10 protein-coding genes are annotated in these 16,608 nt (G+C 69.2%); all 10 read right to left on the reverse strand.

Translation table 11 applies throughout. The annotated features are described in order from the left end of the window. Nucleotides 1-5: 5 nt before the first annotated feature. The gene (gene rpsJ, locus BJ983_RS19145) at nt 6-311 is read right to left on the reverse strand and encodes a 30S ribosomal protein S10 (protein ID WP_018177839.1); all 306 of its coding nucleotides are present in this window, start codon (nt 309-311) and stop codon (nt 6-8) included. A gap of 396 nt (nt 312-707) precedes the next feature. Then, the gene (tuf, locus tag BJ983_RS19150) at nt 708-1,901 is read right to left on the reverse strand and encodes an elongation factor Tu (RefSeq protein ID WP_179795276.1); all 1,194 of its coding nucleotides are present in this window, start codon (nt 1,899-1,901) and stop codon (nt 708-710) included. Between the two features lie 189 nt (nt 1,902-2,090). Further along, nucleotides 2,091-4,193: an elongation factor G gene (gene fusA / locus BJ983_RS19155; RefSeq protein WP_179795277.1), complete on the reverse strand. Its 2,103-nt coding sequence runs from the start codon at nt 4,191-4,193 to the stop codon at nt 2,091-2,093. A 96-nt stretch (nt 4,194-4,289) separates the two neighbouring features. Continuing rightward, nucleotides 4,290-4,760 carry a 30S ribosomal protein S7 gene (rpsG, locus tag BJ983_RS19160; protein ID WP_018330903.1) on the reverse strand — a complete coding sequence of 157 codons (471 nt, stop codon included), beginning with the start codon at nt 4,758-4,760 and terminating at the stop codon, nt 4,290-4,292. A gap of 1 nt (nt 4,761) precedes the next feature. After that, nucleotides 4,762-5,136, reverse strand: a complete 375-nt coding sequence (rpsL, locus tag BJ983_RS19165; RefSeq protein ID WP_169186790.1) for a 30S ribosomal protein S12 — start codon at nt 5,134-5,136, stop codon at nt 4,762-4,764. A 469-nt stretch (nt 5,137-5,605) separates the two neighbouring features. Continuing rightward, nucleotides 5,606-9,514, reverse strand: coding sequence for a DNA-directed RNA polymerase subunit beta' (locus BJ983_RS19170; RefSeq protein ID WP_179795278.1), 3,909 nt, complete (start codon nt 9,512-9,514; stop codon nt 5,606-5,608). Nucleotides 9,515-9,609: 95 nt separating this feature from the next. After that, entirely contained in the window at nt 9,610-13,092 is a 3,483-nt protein-coding gene (gene rpoB, locus BJ983_RS19175; RefSeq protein WP_179795279.1) for a DNA-directed RNA polymerase subunit beta, read from the reverse strand. Nucleotides 13,093-13,523: 431 nt separating this feature from the next. Beyond that, nucleotides 13,524-14,579, reverse strand: a complete 1,056-nt coding sequence (locus tag BJ983_RS19180) for a nuclear transport factor 2 family protein (protein ID WP_179795280.1) — start codon at nt 14,577-14,579, stop codon at nt 13,524-13,526. 14 nt (nt 14,580-14,593) lie between these two features. Beyond that, nucleotides 14,594-15,232, reverse strand: a complete 639-nt coding sequence (locus tag BJ983_RS19185) for a hypothetical protein (protein ID WP_179795281.1) — start codon at nt 15,230-15,232, stop codon at nt 14,594-14,596. Then, complete coding sequence (locus BJ983_RS19190) at nt 15,198-16,607, reverse strand: MCE family protein (protein WP_179795282.1); 1,410 nt, start codon at nt 16,605-16,607, stop codon at nt 15,198-15,200. The genes BJ983_RS19185 and BJ983_RS19190 overlap by 35 nt, the downstream gene beginning before the upstream one ends. Nucleotide 16,608: the final 1 nt, after the last annotated feature.

Below are 16,608 nucleotides of genomic sequence, written 5' to 3' on the forward strand. Positions count from 1 at the left end.
GGGCCTCACTGGATGTTGACGTCGACGCTGGCCGGCAGGTCGATGCGCATGAGCGCGTCCACCGTCTTGGGCGTCGGGTCGACGATGTCGATCAGTCGCTTGTGCGTGCGCATCTCGAAGTGCTCGCGCGAGTCCTTGTACTTGTGCGGCGAGCGGATGACGCAGTAGACGTTCTTCTCCGTCGGCAGCGGCACCGGGCCGACGACGGAGGCACCGGTGCGCGTCACGGTCTCGACGATCTTGCGAGCCGACGCATCGATGGCCTCGTGGTCGTAGGCCTTGAGCCTGATGCGGATCTTCTGTCCCGCCATGGTGGCTTGCCGTTCCTTCTCTCGTCCTCGAACGATGCCGCACCGTCCGGTGGTCGGCCCGCGCGGCGGCCGGCGGACCTCTCCGGTCCACGCGGTCGGGCGTGTCGACACCCCTGGTCGGTGCGCCCCGGACGCTCGTCGCTCCGCGGCCTCAGGCCCTCGCTGTGCGCTGACCCTCGCTGTTCATGGTGTGTCCGTCCCGCATCGCCCCCTCCCGGGAGCTCGGCGGCACGGTGGACGCCGCCCGTGGGTGGCGTCCGGTTCGTGCCCGGGTCCTTGTCGGACCCCGCTCACGCCGGGGCGGTCGGCTCGATACCGATTGAGCCGACCGCCCGGGCAAGCAACCTCACCAGTGTCGCACGCGCATGTCAGCGCCCCGACACCGGGGTGAGGGTCCTACTTGTGGATCTTCGTGACCTGGCCCGCGCCCACGGTCCGGCCACCCTCACGGATGGCGAACTGGAGACCCTCCTCCATGGCGATGGGCTGGATCAGCTGGACGGACATCTCGGTGTTGTCACCGGGCATGACCATCTCGGTGCCCTCCGGCAGCGTCACGACACCGGTGACGTCCGTGGTCCGGAAGTAGAACTGCGGGCGGTAGTTGTTGAAGAACGGCGTGTGCCGTCCGCCCTCGTCCTTGCCCAGGATGTAGACCTGGCCCTCGAACTCGGTGTGCGGGGTGATCGAGCCCGGCTTGCAGATGACCATGCCGCGCTCGACGTCCTCGCGCTTGATGCCGCGGACGAGCAGACCGACGTTGTCGCCGGCGCGCCCCTCGTCGAGGAGCTTGCGGAACATCTCGATGCCGGTGGCGGTGGTCTTGGTCGACTTCGCGCGGATGCCGACGATCTCCACCTCCTCGTTCACCTTGACGATGCCGCGCTCGACGCGGCCGGTGACGACGGTGCCGCGACCGGTGATGGTGAAGACGTCCTCGACGGGCATGAGGAACGGCTTCTCGGTGTCGCGCTCCGGCGAGGGGATGGCCTCGTCGACGGCGTTCATCAGGTTGACGATCGCGTCGGCCCACTCGGAGTCGCCCTCGAGCGCCTTGAGCGCCGAGACGCGGACCACGGGGAGGTCGTCGCCGGGGAAGTCCTGCGAGGACAGCAGCTCGCGGACCTCCATCTCGACGAGCTCCATGATCTCCTCGTCGTCGACCATGTCGGCCTTGTTCAGCGCGACGACGATGTAGGGCACGCCGACCTGGCGGGCGAGCAGCACGTGCTCGCGGGTCTGCGGCATGGGGCCGTCGGTGGCGGCGACCACGAGGATCGCGCCGTCCATCTGCGCGGCACCGGTGATCATGTTCTTCACGTAGTCGGCGTGCCCGGGGCAGTCGACGTGCGCGTAGTGCCGGTTCTCGGTCTGGTACTCGACGTGCGCGATCGAGATCGTGATGCCGCGCTGGCGCTCTTCCGGCGCCTTGTCGATCTGGTCGAACGCGGACGCCTGGTTGAGGTCCGGGTACTTGTCGTGCAGGACCTTGGTGATGGCTGCCGTCAGCGTCGTCTTGCCGTGGTCGATGTGACCGATGGTTCCGATGTTGACGTGCGGCTTGGTCCGCTCGAACTTGGCCTTCGCCACTGCTCTCGTCCTCCTGGACTTTCTGGGTCTGTCGTCGCCGGGTCGGCGGTACGTCGGTCGTGCGGTCCTCTGGGTGGGCTGACGCCGGGCGGAGGACCCGAGGTGACTCCACGAGGCTAACGGGGACGGATCCCCGGCCTCACCGCGCCCCGTCGTCCCGGGGATCGGGACGACGGGGCACGGTCGGGATCACTCGCCGGTCGCCTTGGCGATGATCTCCTTGGCCACGCTGGCCGGGACCTCGCCGTACGAGTCGAACTGCATGGAGTAGTTCGCCCGGCCCTGGGTCTTCGACCGCAGGTCACCGACGTAGCCGAACATCTCCGAGAGCGGCACCACGGCCTTGACGATGCGGTTGCCGCTGCGCTCCTCCATGGCCTGGATCTGGCCACGGCGGGAGTTGAGGTCGCCGATGACGTCGCCCATGTAGTCCTCGGGCGTGGACACCTCGACGGCCATCAGGGGCTCGAGGATGGCCGGGTCCGCCTTGCGGGCCGCCTCCTTGAGCGCCATCGAGCCGGCGACCTTGAACGCCATCTCCGACGAGTCGACCTCGTGGTACTGACCGTCGAGCAGCGTCAGGCGCAGACCCGTCATCGGGTAGCCGGCCAGCACGCCGTACTGCATGGCGTCCTGGGCGCCGGCGTCGACCGACGGGATGTACTCGCGCGGGACGCGACCACCGGTGACCTTGTTGACGAACTCGTAGAGCGCGCCGTCCTCGGACTTCTCCATCGGCTCGAGCGCGATGATGACGCGCGCGAACTGGCCGGAGCCGCCGGTCTGCTTCTTGTGCGTGTACTCGTACTTCTCCACCGGCCGGCGGATGGTCTCCTTGTAGGCGACCTGCGGCTTGCCGATGTTCGCCTCGACCTTGAAGTCGGACTTCATCCGGTTGACCAGGACCTCGAGGTGGAGCTCGCCCATCCCCTTGATGATGGTCTGGCCGGTCTCCTCGTCGCGGGCGACCTGGAAGGTCGGGTCCTCGTCGGAGAGCCGCTGGATGGCGGTGGAGAGCTTCTCCTGGTCGGCCTTCGACTTCGGCTCGATCGCGACCTCGATGACCGGGGTCGGGAAGACCATCGACTCGAGGATCACCGGGCTCGCCGGGTCGCAGAGGGTGTCCCCCGTGGTCGTGTCCTTGAGGCCCACGACCGCGTAGATGTGCCCTGCCATGCCGCTGTCGACCGGGTTCTCCTTGTTGGAGTGCATCTGGAAGATCTTCCCGATGCGCTCCTTCCGGTCCTTGGTCGAGTTGATCATCTGCGCCCCGGACGCGATCTTGCCGGAGTAGACGCGGATGTAGGTGAGCTTCCCGTAGAACGGGTGCGTCATGATCTTGAACGCCAGGGCGGAGAAGGGCTCCTCCGTCGTGGCGTGCCGGACCACCGGGGTCTCGCCGTCGAGGAGCGTGCCCTCGACCGGCTTCACGTCGGTCGGCGCCGGCAGGTAGGCGATGACGGCGTCGAGCATGGGCTGGACGCCCTTGTTCTTGTAGGCCGTCCCGCACAGCACCGGGTTGTACTCGCTGGTGACCGTCACGGCGCGGATGCCGTGCTCGATCTCCTCGACCGAGATCTCCTCGCCGGCGAAGTAGCGGTCCATGAGCGACTCGTCGCTCTCGGCGATCGCCTCCATGAGCGCCTCGCGGTACTCCGCGGCCTTCTCGGCGTACTCCGCCGGGATCTCCTCGATCGCGTAGTCCTCGCCCTTCTGGACCTCACCGCGCCAGGTCAGCGCACGCATGCGGACCAGGTCGATGACGCCGTAGAACTCGGACTCGACGCCCATGGGCAGCTGCACGACCAGCGGCTTCGCGTGCAGCCGGTCCTTGATCGTCTGCACGGTGAAGTAGAAGTCCGCGCCGAGCTTGTCCATCTTGTTGACGAAGCAGATGCGCGGGACGTCGTAGGTGTCGGCCTGACGCCACACCGTCTCCGACTGGGGCTCGACCCCCTCCTTGCCGTCGAACACCGCGACGGCACCGTCGAGGACACGCAGGTTGCGCTCGACCTCGATGGTGAAGTCGACGTGCCCGGGGGTGTCGATGATGTTGAGCTGGTGGTCCTTCCAGAAGGTCGTCGTCGCGGCGGACGTGATCGTGATGCCGCGCTTCTGCTCCTCCTCCATCCAGTCCATCGTGGCCGCGCCGTCGTGGACCTCACCGATCTTGTAGTTGATGCCGGTGTAGTACAGGATGCGCTCGGTCGTGGTGGTCTTGCCCGCGTCGATGTGGGCCATGATCCCGATGTTGCGGACCTTGCCCAGGTCGGTCAGCACGTCGCGTGCCACGGAATTCCTCTTCCCGTCGGGTCGTCGCCGCGGGTCCCGCGGCGGTTCTTCGCGACGTCGGGTGCTCCCGGCGGTTCGCGCCGGGAGCACACCGCGTCACCAGCGGTAGTGCGCGAAGGCCTTGTTCGACTCGGCCATCTTGTGCGTGTCCTCGCGCCGCTTCACGGCGGCACCGAGACCGTTCGAGGCGTCGAGCAGCTCGTTGGTGAGCCGCTCGATCATCGTCTTCTCGCGGCGGGCACGCGCGTAGGTGATCAGCCAGCGCAGGCCGAGCGTCGTCGAACGACCGGCACGCACCTCGATCGGCACCTGGTAGGTCGCGCCACCGACACGGCGGCTGCGGACCTCGAGGGCCGGCTTCACGTTGTCCAGCGCCCGCTTCAGCGTGACCACCGGGTCGGCGCCGTTGCGCTCGCGGCAGCCCTCGAGGGCGCCGTAGACGATCCGCTCGGCCAACGACCGCTTGCCGTCGACGAGCACCTTGTTCACCAGCTGCGTCACCAGCGGCGCCCCGTACACGGGGTCGGACACCAGCGGACGCTTCGGAGCGGGTCCCTTGCGCGGCATGTCAGCTCTTGTCCTTCTTCGTCCCGTAGCGGCTGCGGGCCTGTTTGCGGTTCTTGACCGCCTGCGTGTCCAGCGCACCGCGGATGATCTTGTAGCGAACGCCCGGCAGGTCCTTCACGCGACCGCCGCGCACGAGCACGATCGAGTGCTCCTGCAGGTTGTGGCCCTCGCCCGGGATGTACGCGGTGACCTCGATCTGGTTCGAGAGGCGCACGCGCGCGACCTTGCGGAGCGCGGAGTTCGGCTTCTTCGGGGTGGTCGTGTAGACGCGGGTGCAGACACCGCGCCGCTGCGGACTCCCCTTGAGGGCCGCGGTCTTGGTCTTCTCGACCTTGTCCTCGCGGCCCCGTCGGACCAACTGCTGGATGGTGGGCATTCGTTCCTCTGGCTCGTGTCCTGCTCGATCTGCGCTTCTCGTCGGTGTCGGACCCCGGATCACGGGATCGGGCGTGTCGGCGAGAACGCCACGGTTCTCACGTCCGACACCGCCGACGCCTCCGGTCGCCGTCCACCGGCCCGACGGACGGGCACAGCGCAACGACCCGATCGCGTCGGGCACCGGGTACGACGATACCTGCGCTGACGCGCGGGTTCGCAGGTGGGTCCGGATCCGCATCTCGACGACGCCCTCGACGGACCCTGCGTGCCCTCGAAGACCGGCCAGGATCTCCATATCGGCGGCGGTACGCGCACACGTTGCCGAACGGGCTCGCCGCAGCATACACCGACGGCGTCTCGACGGGCACAACGCCGGGCGGGGGACCGGCATTCCCCCACCGACGACGGCGCCCCCGCCCGGTGGGACCGGACGGGGGCGCGGGTCGTGCTGCGGGGGAACGGCTACGTCAGCGGTACTGGCCGAAGTCGTAGTCGTCGAGCGGGACGGCCACGCCGCTCCCGCCGCCGAAGACGTCGGGCGAGTAGTACCCGTCGTCGTAGCTCGGCAGGGCGTACGCCGCGGCGCGCGCCTCCTCGGTGGGCTGGACCTGGATGTTCCGGTACCGGTTGATGCCGGTGCCGGCCGGGATCAGCTTGCCGATGATCACGTTCTCCTTCAGCCCCACGAGGCTGTCGGACTTCCCCTCGATCGCGGCGTTGGTCAGGATTCGGGTGGTCTCCTGGAACGACGCGGCCGAGAGCCACGACTCGGTGGCCAGCGAGGCCTTCGTGATGCCCATGAGCACCGGACGCCCGGCCGCCGGGTCGCCGCCCTCGGCGACGACCTTGCGGTTCTGGCCCTCGAACTCCGCCCGGTCCACGACGCCGCCGGGCAGGAACTCCGTCGCGCCCGAGTCGATGATCGTCACCCGGCGCAGCATCTGCCGGACGATGACCTCGATGTGCTTGTCGTGGATCGACACACCCTGCGAGCGGTAGACCTTCTGGACCTCGTCGACGAGGTGCAGCTGCACCTCGCGGGGGCCCATCACGCGCAGGATCTCGTGCGGGTCGGCGGTGCCCTCGAGCAGCTGCTGACCGACGTCGACGTGGTCGCCGTCCTGCAGCGGACGCTCGGTGCCGTCGACGGTCAGCGTCGCGAGGCGCTGACGCTTGGACAGCTTGTCGTAGACGACCTCCTCGGACCCGTCGTCCGGGATGAGGGTGATCTTCCAGAACTTCTCGCCGTCCTCGAGCTGCACGCGGCCGTCGACGTCCGCGATGGGCGCCTTGCCCTTCGGGACGCGGGCCTCGAAGACCTCCTGCACACGCGGCAGACCGGTAGTGATGTCCTCGCCGGCCACACCACCCTGCTTGAACGTGCGCATGGTCAGCTGCGTGCCGGGCTCACCGATCGACTGCGCGGCGACGATGCCGACCGCCTCGCCGACGTCGACGAGCAGACCGGTCGCGAGCGACCGGCCGTAGCACATCGCGCAGACACCCTGGGCCGAGTCGCAGGTCAGGACGCTGCGGACGCGGACCTTGTCGATCCCGTGGGCGATGAGCGAGTCGATCGCCTGCTGTCCGATGTCGCCGCCCTTGGCGAGGACGACCTCGCCACCGGCGTCGGTGACGTCGGAGGCCGCGGTGCGGGTGTAGACGCTGGTGTCGACGTGGACGTCGCGCTGGAGGGTGTCCCCCACGCGCTCCGCGATCGGCATCGGCACGCCGCGCTCGGTCCCGCAGTCCACCTCGCGGACGATGACGTCCTGCGAGACGTCCACGAGACGCCGGGTCAGGTAGCCGGAGTCCGCCGTACGGAGCGCGGTGTCGGCCAGACCCTTGCGGGTGCCGTGGGTCGAGATGAAGTACTCGACGACCGTCAGGCCCTCGCGGTAGTTCGCCTTGATCGGGCGCGGGATGAACTCGCCCTTCGGGTTGGCCACCAGACCCTTGATGCCCGCCAGCTGGCGGATCTGGGTCATGTTGCCGGCCGCGCCCGACTCGACGATGCGACGGATGGAGTTGTCCTCGGGGAACTGGTCCTCCATCGCCTTCGCCACCTCCTCGGTGGCCTGGCCCCAGATGCGCACCATCTCGTCGTTGCGCTCCTGGTAGGAGAGCGCACCACGCTGGTAGCGCTTGTTGACCTGCTCGGCCCGCTCCTCGTAGCCCTCGAGGATCTGGGCCTTGTTCGCCGGCACGACGACGTCGTCCATGGCGACCGTGACGCCCGAGCGCGTGGCCCAGTGGAAGCCGGCGTCCTTCAGCCGGTCCAGCGTCATGGCGACCTCGGTCATCGAGTACCGCTCGGCGAGGTCGTTGATGATCGCCGCCTGCCGCTTCTTGGGCAGCAGGTCGTCGACGAAGGGGTAGTCCTCCGGCAGGAGCTCGTTGAAGAGCACCCGGCCCAGCGTGGTGTCCGCGAGCCAGGGCGTGCCGGGCTCGTGGTCCTCGCCGACCATCCCCGGCCCCGGCACGACGTCCGCGGTGAGGCGGATGCGGCAGGGCGCCTGCAGGTGGAGGGTCCCCAGGTCGTAGGCCATGATCGCCTCGGCCGGGGACGAGAACGCCCGCCCCTCGCCCTCGGCGCCCGGACGCTTGGTCGTCAGGTAGTAGAGCCCCGTGACCATGTCCAGACGCGGCATGGCGAGCGGCTTGCCCGACGCCGGCGACAGGATGTTGTTGGCCGACAGCATGAGGATGCGGGCCTCGGCCTGCGCCTCGGCCGACAGCGGCAGGTGGACCGCCATCTGGTCACCGTCGAAGTCGGCGTTGAACGCTTCGCACACCAGCGGGTGCAGCTGGATGGCCTTGCCCTCGACCAGCTGCGGCTCGAAGGCCTGGATGCCGAGACGGTGCAGCGTGGGCGCCCGGTTCAGCATGACCGGGTGCTCGTTGATGACCTCCTCGAGCACGTCCCAGACCTGGCCGCGCTGACGCTCGACCATCCGCTTCGCGGACTTGATGTTCTGGGCGTGGTTGAGGTCGACCAGGCGCTTCATGACGAACGGCTTGAACAGCTCGAGCGCCATCTGCTTGGGCAGGCCGCACTGGTGCAGCTTGAGCTGCGGGCCGACCACGATGACCGAGCGGCCCGAGTAGTCGACGCGCTTGCCGAGCAGGTTCTGCCGGAACCGGCCCTGCTTGCCCTTGAGCAGGTCGGACAGCGACTTGAGCGGGCGGTTGCCCGGCCCCGTCACCGGCCGGCCGCGACGGCCGTTGTCGAACAGCGCGTCGACGGCCTCCTGCAGCATCCGCTTCTCGTTGTTGACGATGATCTCGGGCGCGCCGAGGTCGATCAGTCGCTTGAGGCGGTTGTTGCGGTTGATGACCCGGCGGTACAGGTCGTTGAGGTCCGAGGTGGCGAAGCGGCCACCGTCGAGCTGCACCATCGGGCGCAGGTCCGGCGGGATCACCGGCACGCAGTCGAGCACCATGCCGCCGGGACGGTTGCCCGTCGCCTGGAACGCGGCCACGACCTTGAGCCGCTTGAGCGCGCGCAGCTTGCGCTGCCCCTTGCCCGAGCGGATGGTCTCGCGGAGGTTCTCCGCCTCGGCGTCGATGTCGAAGGTGTCCAGGAGCTTCTGGATCGCCTCGGCACCCATGGCACCGGTGAAGTAGTCCGCGTAGCGGTCGTACAGCTCGCGGTAGAGCGACTCGTCCTGGATGAGCTGCCCGCGGTCGAGCTTGGCGAAGGTGTCCCACACCTCCTGGAGGCGGTCGAGCTCGCGCTGCGCACGGTCGCGCAGCTGACGCATCTCGCGCTCGCCGCCCTCCTTGACCTTGCGGCGCACGTCGGACTTGGCGCCCTCGGCCTCGAGCTCGGCGATGTCGGTCTCGAGCTTCTGCGCCCGCGCCTCGAGGTCGTTGTCGCGCTGCGACTCGAGGCGCTTGCGCTCCCCGGCGATCTCGTTCTCGAGCGTCGACAGGTCGTTGTGCCGCTGGTCCGCGTTCACGTCGGTGATGACGTAGGCCGCGAAGTAGATGATCTTCTCGAGGTCCTTCGGCGCGAGGTCGAGCAGGTAGCCCAACCGCGACGGGACGCCCTTGAAGTACCAGATGTGCGTCACGGGTGCGGCCAGCTCGATGTGGCCCATCCGCTCACGACGCACCTTGGCGCGGGTCACCTCGACGCCGCAGCGCTCACAGATGATGCCCTTGAAGCGGACGCGCTTGTACTTGCCGCAGTAGCACTCCCAGTCCCGGGTCGGACCGAAGATCTTCTCGCAGAAGAGTCCGTCCTTCTCGGGCTTGAGCGTGCGGTAGTTGATGGTCTCGGGCTTCTTGACCTCGCCGAAGGACCACTGCCGGATGTCGTCGGCCGTAGCCAGACCGATCCGGAGCTCGTCGAAGAAGTTGACGTCGAGCAAAGGTTCTCCCCTGGATGGGTGAGCTGTTTTCTAGAGGGTCCGCGTGCGTCGCCCGGGCCGACCGGCGTGGCCGGCCCGGGCGACGCAGCGAGGCGTCAGTTGACGACGTCGTCCACGGAGGGCGACTCGTTGCGCGAGAGGTTGATGCCGAGGTTGGCCGCGGCACGCTCGAGGTCCTCGTCGTCGCCGTCGCGCATCTCGATGGCGGCACCGTCCGAGGACAGCACCTCCACGTTGAGGCAGAGCGACTGGAGCTCCTTGAGGAGCACCTTGAAGGACTCCGGGATACCGGGCTCCGGGATGTTCTCGCCCTTGACGATCGCCTCGTAGACCTTGACGCGGCCGAGCACGTCGTCGGACTTGATCGTCAGCAGCTCCTGCAGCGTGTACGCCGCGCCGTAGGCCTGCATCGCCCAGCACTCCATCTCACCGAAGCGCTGACCACCGAACTGCGCCTTACCACCCAGCGGCTGCTGGGTGATCATCGAGTACGGGCCGGTCGACCGGGCGTGGATCTTGTCGTCCACGAGGTGGAGCAGCTTGAGGATGTACATGTAGCCGACCGCGATCTGGTGCGGGTACGGCTCACCGGTACGTCCGTCGAAGATCTGCGCCTTGCCGTCCGGACCGACCAGCCGCACACCGTCACGGTTGGGCAGCGTGGAGCTGAGCAGGCCCGAGATCTCGGTCTGGCGGGCACCGTCGAACACCGGGGTGGCGGTGTTCGTGTCGGGCTCGACCCGGCGCATGTCGTCGGGCATGTTCACGGCCCACTCGGCGGTGTTGTCCGCGTCGACGTCCCACCCGCTCTTCGCGATCCACCCGAGGTGGGTCTCGAGGACCTGGCCGATGTTCATGCGTCGCGGCACGCCGTGGGTGTTGAGGACGATGTCGACGGGGGTCCCGTCGGCGAGGAACGGCATGTCCTCGACCGGCAGGATCTTGCCGATGACGCCCTTGTTGCCGTGGCGGCCGGCGAGCTTGTCGCCCTCGGAGATCTTGCGCTTCTGGGCCACGTAGACGCGGACCAGCTCGTTGACCCCGGGCGGCAGCTCGTCGTCGTCGTCGCGCGAGAACACGCGGATGCCGATGACCTTGCCGGTCTCGCCGTGCGGGACCTTGAGCGAGGTGTCACGCACCTCGCGCGCCTTCTCACCGAAGATCGCGCGGAGCAGGCGCTCCTCCGGGGTCAGCTCGGTCTCGCCCTTGGGCGTGACCTTCCCGACCAGGATGTCGCCGTCGGCCACCTCGGCACCGATGCGGATGATGCCGCGCTCGTCGAGATCGGCGAGGACCTCCTCGGAGACGTTCGGGATGTCCCGGGTGATCTCCTCGGCGCCGAGCTTCGTGTCGCGGGCGTCGATCTCGTGCTCCTCGATGTGGATCGAGGTCAGGACGTCGTCCTGCACGAGACGCTGCGACAGGATGATCGCGTCCTCGTAGTTGTGCCCCTCCCACGGCATGATCGCCACGAGCAGGTTCTTGCCCAGGGCCATCTCACCGTCCTCGGTGCACGGCCCGTCGGCGAGGACCTGACGGGCCTCGACGCGGTCGCCCTCGGAGACGATCGGCTTCTGGTTGATGCACGTGCCCTGGTTGGAGCGCGTGAACTTGTGCAGCCGGTGCGTCGTCCGCTGGCCGTCGTCGTCCATGATCGTGATGTAGTCGGCGCACAGCTCCTCGACCACACCCGGACGGTCCGCGGCGATGACGTCGCCCGCGTCGACCGCGGCGCGCAGCTCCATCCCGGTGCCGACCAGCGGCGACTCGGAACGCAGCAGCGGCACCGACTGACGCTGCATGTTCGCGCCCATGAGGGCGCGGTTGGCGTCGTCGTGCTCGAGGAACGGGATCATGGCGGTCGCGACCGACACCATCTGGCGCGGCGAGACGTCCATGTAGTCGACCCGCGTCGGCGCGATGAGGTCGACGTCGCCGCCCTTGCGGCGGACCAGGATGCGGTCGTCGAGGAAGCGGCCGTCCTCGTCGAGCGGCGCGTTGGCCTGCGCGACGACGAAGCGGTCCTCCTCGTCGGCGGTCAGGTAGTCGATCTGGTCGATGACGACCCCGTCGACGACCTTCCGGTACGGCGTCTCGATGAAGCCGAACGGGTTGACCCGCGCGAAGCTCGACAGCGACCCGATCAGGCCGATGTTCGGGCCCTCCGGGGTCTCGATCGGGCACATGCGGCCGTAGTGCGACGGGTGGACGTCACGGACCTCCATGCCCGCACGCTCACGGGACAGACCACCCGGGCCGAGCGCGGACAGCCGGCGCTTGTGCGTCAGGCCCGCGAGCGGGTTGGTCTGGTCCATGAACTGCGAGAGCTGCGAGGTGCCGAAGAACTCCTTGATCGCCGCCACGACGGGACGGATGTTGATCAGGGTCTGCGGCGTGATCGCCTCGACGTCCTGGGTCGTCATGCGCTCGCGCACGACGCGCTCCATGCGGGAGAGACCCACCCGGATCTGGTTCTGGATGAGCTCGCCGACCGTGCGCAGGCGCCGGTTGCCGAAGTGGTCGATGTCGTCGGTCTCGACCGGGATCGTGTCGCCGTTCTCGGCCGCCACCTCGGTCTCCCCCGCGTGCAGGCGCACGAGGTAGGAGATCGTCTGGATGATGTCGTCCTCGGTCAGCGTGCCGGTCGACGGCTCGACGCCGACGCCCAGCTTCTTGTTGACCTTGTACCGGCCGACCTTCGCGAGGTCGTAGCGCTTGTCCTTGAAGAACAGGTTCTCCAGGAGCGTCTGCGCCGACTCGCGCGTCGGCGGCTCGCCGGGACGCAGCTTGCGGTAGATGTCGAGCAGCGCCTCGTCCTGGCCGGCCGTGGCGTCCTTCTCGAGGGTGGCGAGCAGCGTCTCGGAGAAGGAGAACTTCTCCTGGATCTGCTCGGTGGTCCACCCGAGGGCCTTCAGCAGCACGGTGACCGGCTGCCGGCGCTTGCGGTCGATGCGCACACCGACCGTGTCGCGCTTGTCGACGTCGAACTCGAGCCACGCCCCGCGGCTCGGGATGATCTTGACGCTGAAGACGTCCTTGTCCGTCGTCTTGTCGACGGTGCGGTCGAAGTACACGCCGGGCGAGCGCACGAGCTGCGAGACGACGACGCGCTCCGTGCCGTTGATGATGAACGTGCCCTTGTCGGTCATCACGGGGAAGTCACCCATGAAGACCGTCTGGGACTTGATCTCACCGGTCGTGTTGTTCGTGAACTCGGCCGTCACGAAGAGCGGGGCCGAGTAGGTCATGTCCTTGTCCTTGCACTCCTCGACGGAGGCCTTCACCTCGTCGAAGCGAGGGTCGGAGAAGGACAGCGACATCGAACCGGAGAAGTCCTCGATCGGAGAGATCTCCGCGAGGACCTCCTCCAGACCACCGATCGGGGTGTCCTCGCCCGCTTCCACGCGGCGCTCGAACCACTCCTCGCTGCCGACCAGCCACTCGAAGGACTTGGTCTGCAGGTCGAGGAGGTCAGGGACCTCCAGCGGCTGGTCGAGCTTGGCGAAGGAGACCCGGAGGGGAGCTCCGGGGAACGACGCGTGGTGATTCGAGGACCTGGTGGCGCGGGTAACTGCCAAGATGCGTCCTTCCGGAACAACGCTGTCTGACGCTGTCAGTAGCTCGTCCGCTCGAGACGCAGCGCAGTGCCCCGGGCGGCCGATTCAGCGCGGCCTTCGGGGTACCCCCGGATGACGTGGAGACACGACAAGGCAGCGCGATCCGACAGTCTAGCCACTGGTGGGCGAACGTGTCGAACACCCCCCTACCGTGACGCGCCGACGGGGGCCGGACCGGGGTCCGGGCCCGACCGCGGGGTCGGACGGCGAGGGTCTCGCGCTGGGAACAGAGTGACCGGTGACCACGCTCGCGTCAAGTCCGACGCGCACCCGGGCGGGGCGCGTCGCGGTCCTCCCGTCGCAGGTCAGAGCCACCCCGCACGACGACGGGCCCGGGAGCCGACCCCGAGCGGGGTTCGGCTCCCGGGCCCGTGACCCGGCGGGTGGTGCCGTCAGACCGGCTTCAGCTCACTGATCTTCCAACGCCCGTCCTCCTTGACCACCTGTACGGAGAGCAGGCCGGGGGCGTTCGTGGTCTGACCGTTCGTCGTGCGCTCGGCGGTGAACTGCACCAACGCCATGAGGGTCGCGCGGTCCGAGGACAGCTGCTGCACCCCGATGTTGAGCACGGTCGCCGTCTGGCGCAGCTTCTGGTCCGTCGCCGGCTTCCGGATCGTCTGCTCGAACACCGAGAGGTACTCCGAGGCGAAGGAACCGGTCGCCTGCGACTTCGCCGCGTTCACCGAGTCGTCGAGCTTGGTGAAGTCGTAGGAGAGGATCTGCTCCATGGCCTGCCGGGTCTGGCCGACGACCTCGGCGGTCCCGCCGACGTCGACCACGGCCGCGTTGGCGTAGGGCGCGCCGTCGGCCCGGTCGGACCGGGCCGCCACGAACGCCCAGGTGCCGAGGCCCAGGCTCAGGACGAGCACCACGACCAGCACCGTGATCAGGCGCCGGGGGTTCGCCCCGAGCGCCGCGAACGGGCGGGTGACGGCCGCGGCGATCCGGCCGACCCGGGAGTCCCGGGAGTCCCGGGCCGGGTCCGCGGAGGCGGCCGTGCGGGCCGGGGCGGGCCGCTCGAGGAGCGCGGTGCCACCGCGCCGCGGGGTCGGACCCGCCTCCTCGGCGGCCGGCGTCGTGCTCCGGCCGGTGCGCCGGGCCTTCGGGGTCGGCCGCGCCGCCCCTCCGTCGCGGTCTCCCGCAGCCGGGGCCTCGGACGGGTCGGCCGTGGCGGCCTCGCCGGTCGCCGCGGTCCCGGTGGCGGTCGTGGAGCCCGCGTCGTCGGGGTCCGCGACGGTGGAGCCGGTCGGGGCGGCGGGCGCCGCGGTCCGGTCGACGTCGTCGGTCCCGTCGACGCGGACGTCGTCCGGGTCGACGTCGGTCGGTCCGACGGCTGCGGGACCGGACTCACCGGTCACGCCGCGGCGGCCGGGGGCGCGGAGACCCGCGACCTTCGGGCGCCGGCCGGCGGGGGCGGTCGTCGTGGTGCTGCGGGTACGGGGCGGCATCGACGCTCCCTCCTCTAGCTCTGGCCCGCGGTGGGGGCGGCCTTGGAGGCTTTCCACCCGTCCGGCGTGCGCTGCATGTCGACCTGGAACAGCTGCTGCTTCTGCGTGGGCGGCTGGTTGGCACTGGACGCCGTCACGTTGATCGCGACGAGCGCCGAGGCCGTGCCCCGGTCGTCGTCGAAGGCCGTCAGCGAGGCCCCGGCGGGGGTGGCGACGACGGACGCCTGGGCCTTCTTGAGGCTGTCGGCGAACTGCTGGCGGACCTTCTGGTACTCGGTGAGCATCGGGTCGGTCAGCGAGGTCTGGGCGGCCTGCAGGTCGGCGTCGACCGTCTGCGGGCGCACGGTGTTGATGTTGACCACGATCTGTTCAGCGGCGTCCACCGCGACGTCACGGTCGCGGGCCTGGTTCGCGGTCGGGCCGTGGGACCCGATCCACCAGTAGACGCCGGCCGCGACGGCCGCCGCGAAGGCGAGCACGGTCAGGACGGCGAGGACGCGGACGGTGGTCCGCTGCGACGGGGCCCGGAGGCCCCGTCGCGTCGGGGACGGCTGGTCGAGCGTGTCGGTGGGGGGCAGGGCCCTCAGCTCCTCGGGGTAGGAGTCCCACCGGTCGTGGTCAGCCCAGGCCTGGGATGACGACCGGCGGGGCACCGCGCCCGGAGTTCGCGAGGACGTCGGCTGGGGACGACGACGCAGCGGAGAACGCGGTGGTCTGGTCTGCATTCTGCGACGAGGCCTGTGACGCCGATGACCCGGGGTTCCCGTTCTGGTTCTGACCGGGGGCCGGAGCCGGCCGCTGACCGGGCGTGTAGGGCGTCGCGGGCACGGGCGTGATGTTCGGGTACGTCCCGGGCGGCGGGTTGGCGGGGTCGTAGTAGTACTCGTTCGGGTTCAGGATCTCCCCGTACGGCCGCTTGCCGCCGTCGAGCTCCGGCGTGTGCTGGGCGCCGCGGGGGTTCACGACGCCGCCCTGGGCGCAGTAGACCCGCGTGTCCATCGGGATGAAGCTCTGGTCCGTGGCGGGCCGCCAACCGGCGTTCGGCTGCAGGTACCCGTCGCGGCAGTACGGCGGGTCGGCGATGTTGAGCACCAGGCCGAAGTGCACGCGACCGTCGCCGGGCACCACGGCCGGTGCCACCGCGGACAGACCGGGATACGTCACGAGCAGCTGCTCCACGCCGGGCAGACGCGGCTGGATGATCCGCACCGTCGTCAGCAGGTTCGCGAGCACCCGCGAGAGGTCCGGCCCGGTCTCCCGGATCAGCCCCTCCAGCTGCTGGGCCGCCGGTGGGGCGGCCCGCACCAGGCGACGCAGGTTCGGGTCGTCCGCCTTCAGCTGCGCCGTGAACAGGTTGAGGTCACGGCTGAAGGACACGATCTGCGGCCCGAGGCTCGCCTGCGTCCCGAGCACCACCCGGCCGTCACGCAGCAGCTGCGTGGTCTGCGGGAGCTGCTGGATGGCCGTTGACACCAGGGCGTTCGAGCTGTCGAGCAGCCGCTGGAGGTCCGGCCCGGTGCGGTCGAAGGCCGTGTAGAGCTCGTCCACCGTCGTCCGGAGCTCCGGGATGGGCACCGAGGTGGCGAGCGTGTTGAGGTTCGCGAGCAGGCCGTCGATCTGGGTCGGCGTCCGAACGCGGTCGACCGGGATCACCGATCCGTCCTCGAGGTACGGCCCGCCGTCGCGCGGCGGCTGCAGGTCGACGTACTGCTCACCGACCGCGGACCGGTTCGCGATCACGGCCACGGCCGAGGCCGGCACCTCGGGGGCCTCGTTCTCGATCTCGAGGTCGACCTCGAGGCCGCCCGGCGTGATCCGCATGTCGCCGACCTTGCCGATCTCGACGCCGCGGTAGCTCACCGACGCCTTCGGGAAGATGCCGCCCGAGTCGCGCATCTCGACCTTGACCGTGTACGGCCCGAGACCGATGAGCGAGTCGGCGCCGACGTAGCGGAAGGCGATGTAGCCGATCCCGACGACCGAGAGGACGACGAAGAGGATCAGCAGGTTCCGGATCTTCTTCGTCATG

The organism is Actinomycetospora corticicola (assembly GCF_013409505.1).
In the GTDB taxonomy this organism is placed as follows: Bacteria; Actinomycetota; Actinomycetes; order Mycobacteriales; family Pseudonocardiaceae; genus Actinomycetospora; species Actinomycetospora corticicola.

Bases quoted from the DNA above. Each gene is read 5' to 3' on its own strand.
- rpsG (WP_018330903.1), bottom strand. From the start codon at position 4,760: ATGCCGCGCAAGGGACCCGCTCCGAAGCGTCCGCTGGTGTCCGACCCC.
- BJ983_RS19190 (WP_179795282.1), bottom strand. From the start codon at position 16,607: ATGACGAAGAAGATCCGGAACCTGCTGATCCTCTTCGTCGTCCTCTCG.
- rpsJ (WP_018177839.1), bottom strand. From the start codon at position 311: ATGGCGGGACAGAAGATCCGCATCAGGCTCAAGGCCTACGACCACGAG.
- BJ983_RS19180 (WP_179795280.1), bottom strand. From the start codon at position 14,579: ATGCCGCCCCGTACCCGCAGCACCACGACGACCGCCCCCGCCGGCCGG.
- rpsL (WP_169186790.1), bottom strand. From the start codon at position 5,136: ATGCCCACCATCCAGCAGTTGGTCCGACGGGGCCGCGAGGACAAGGTC.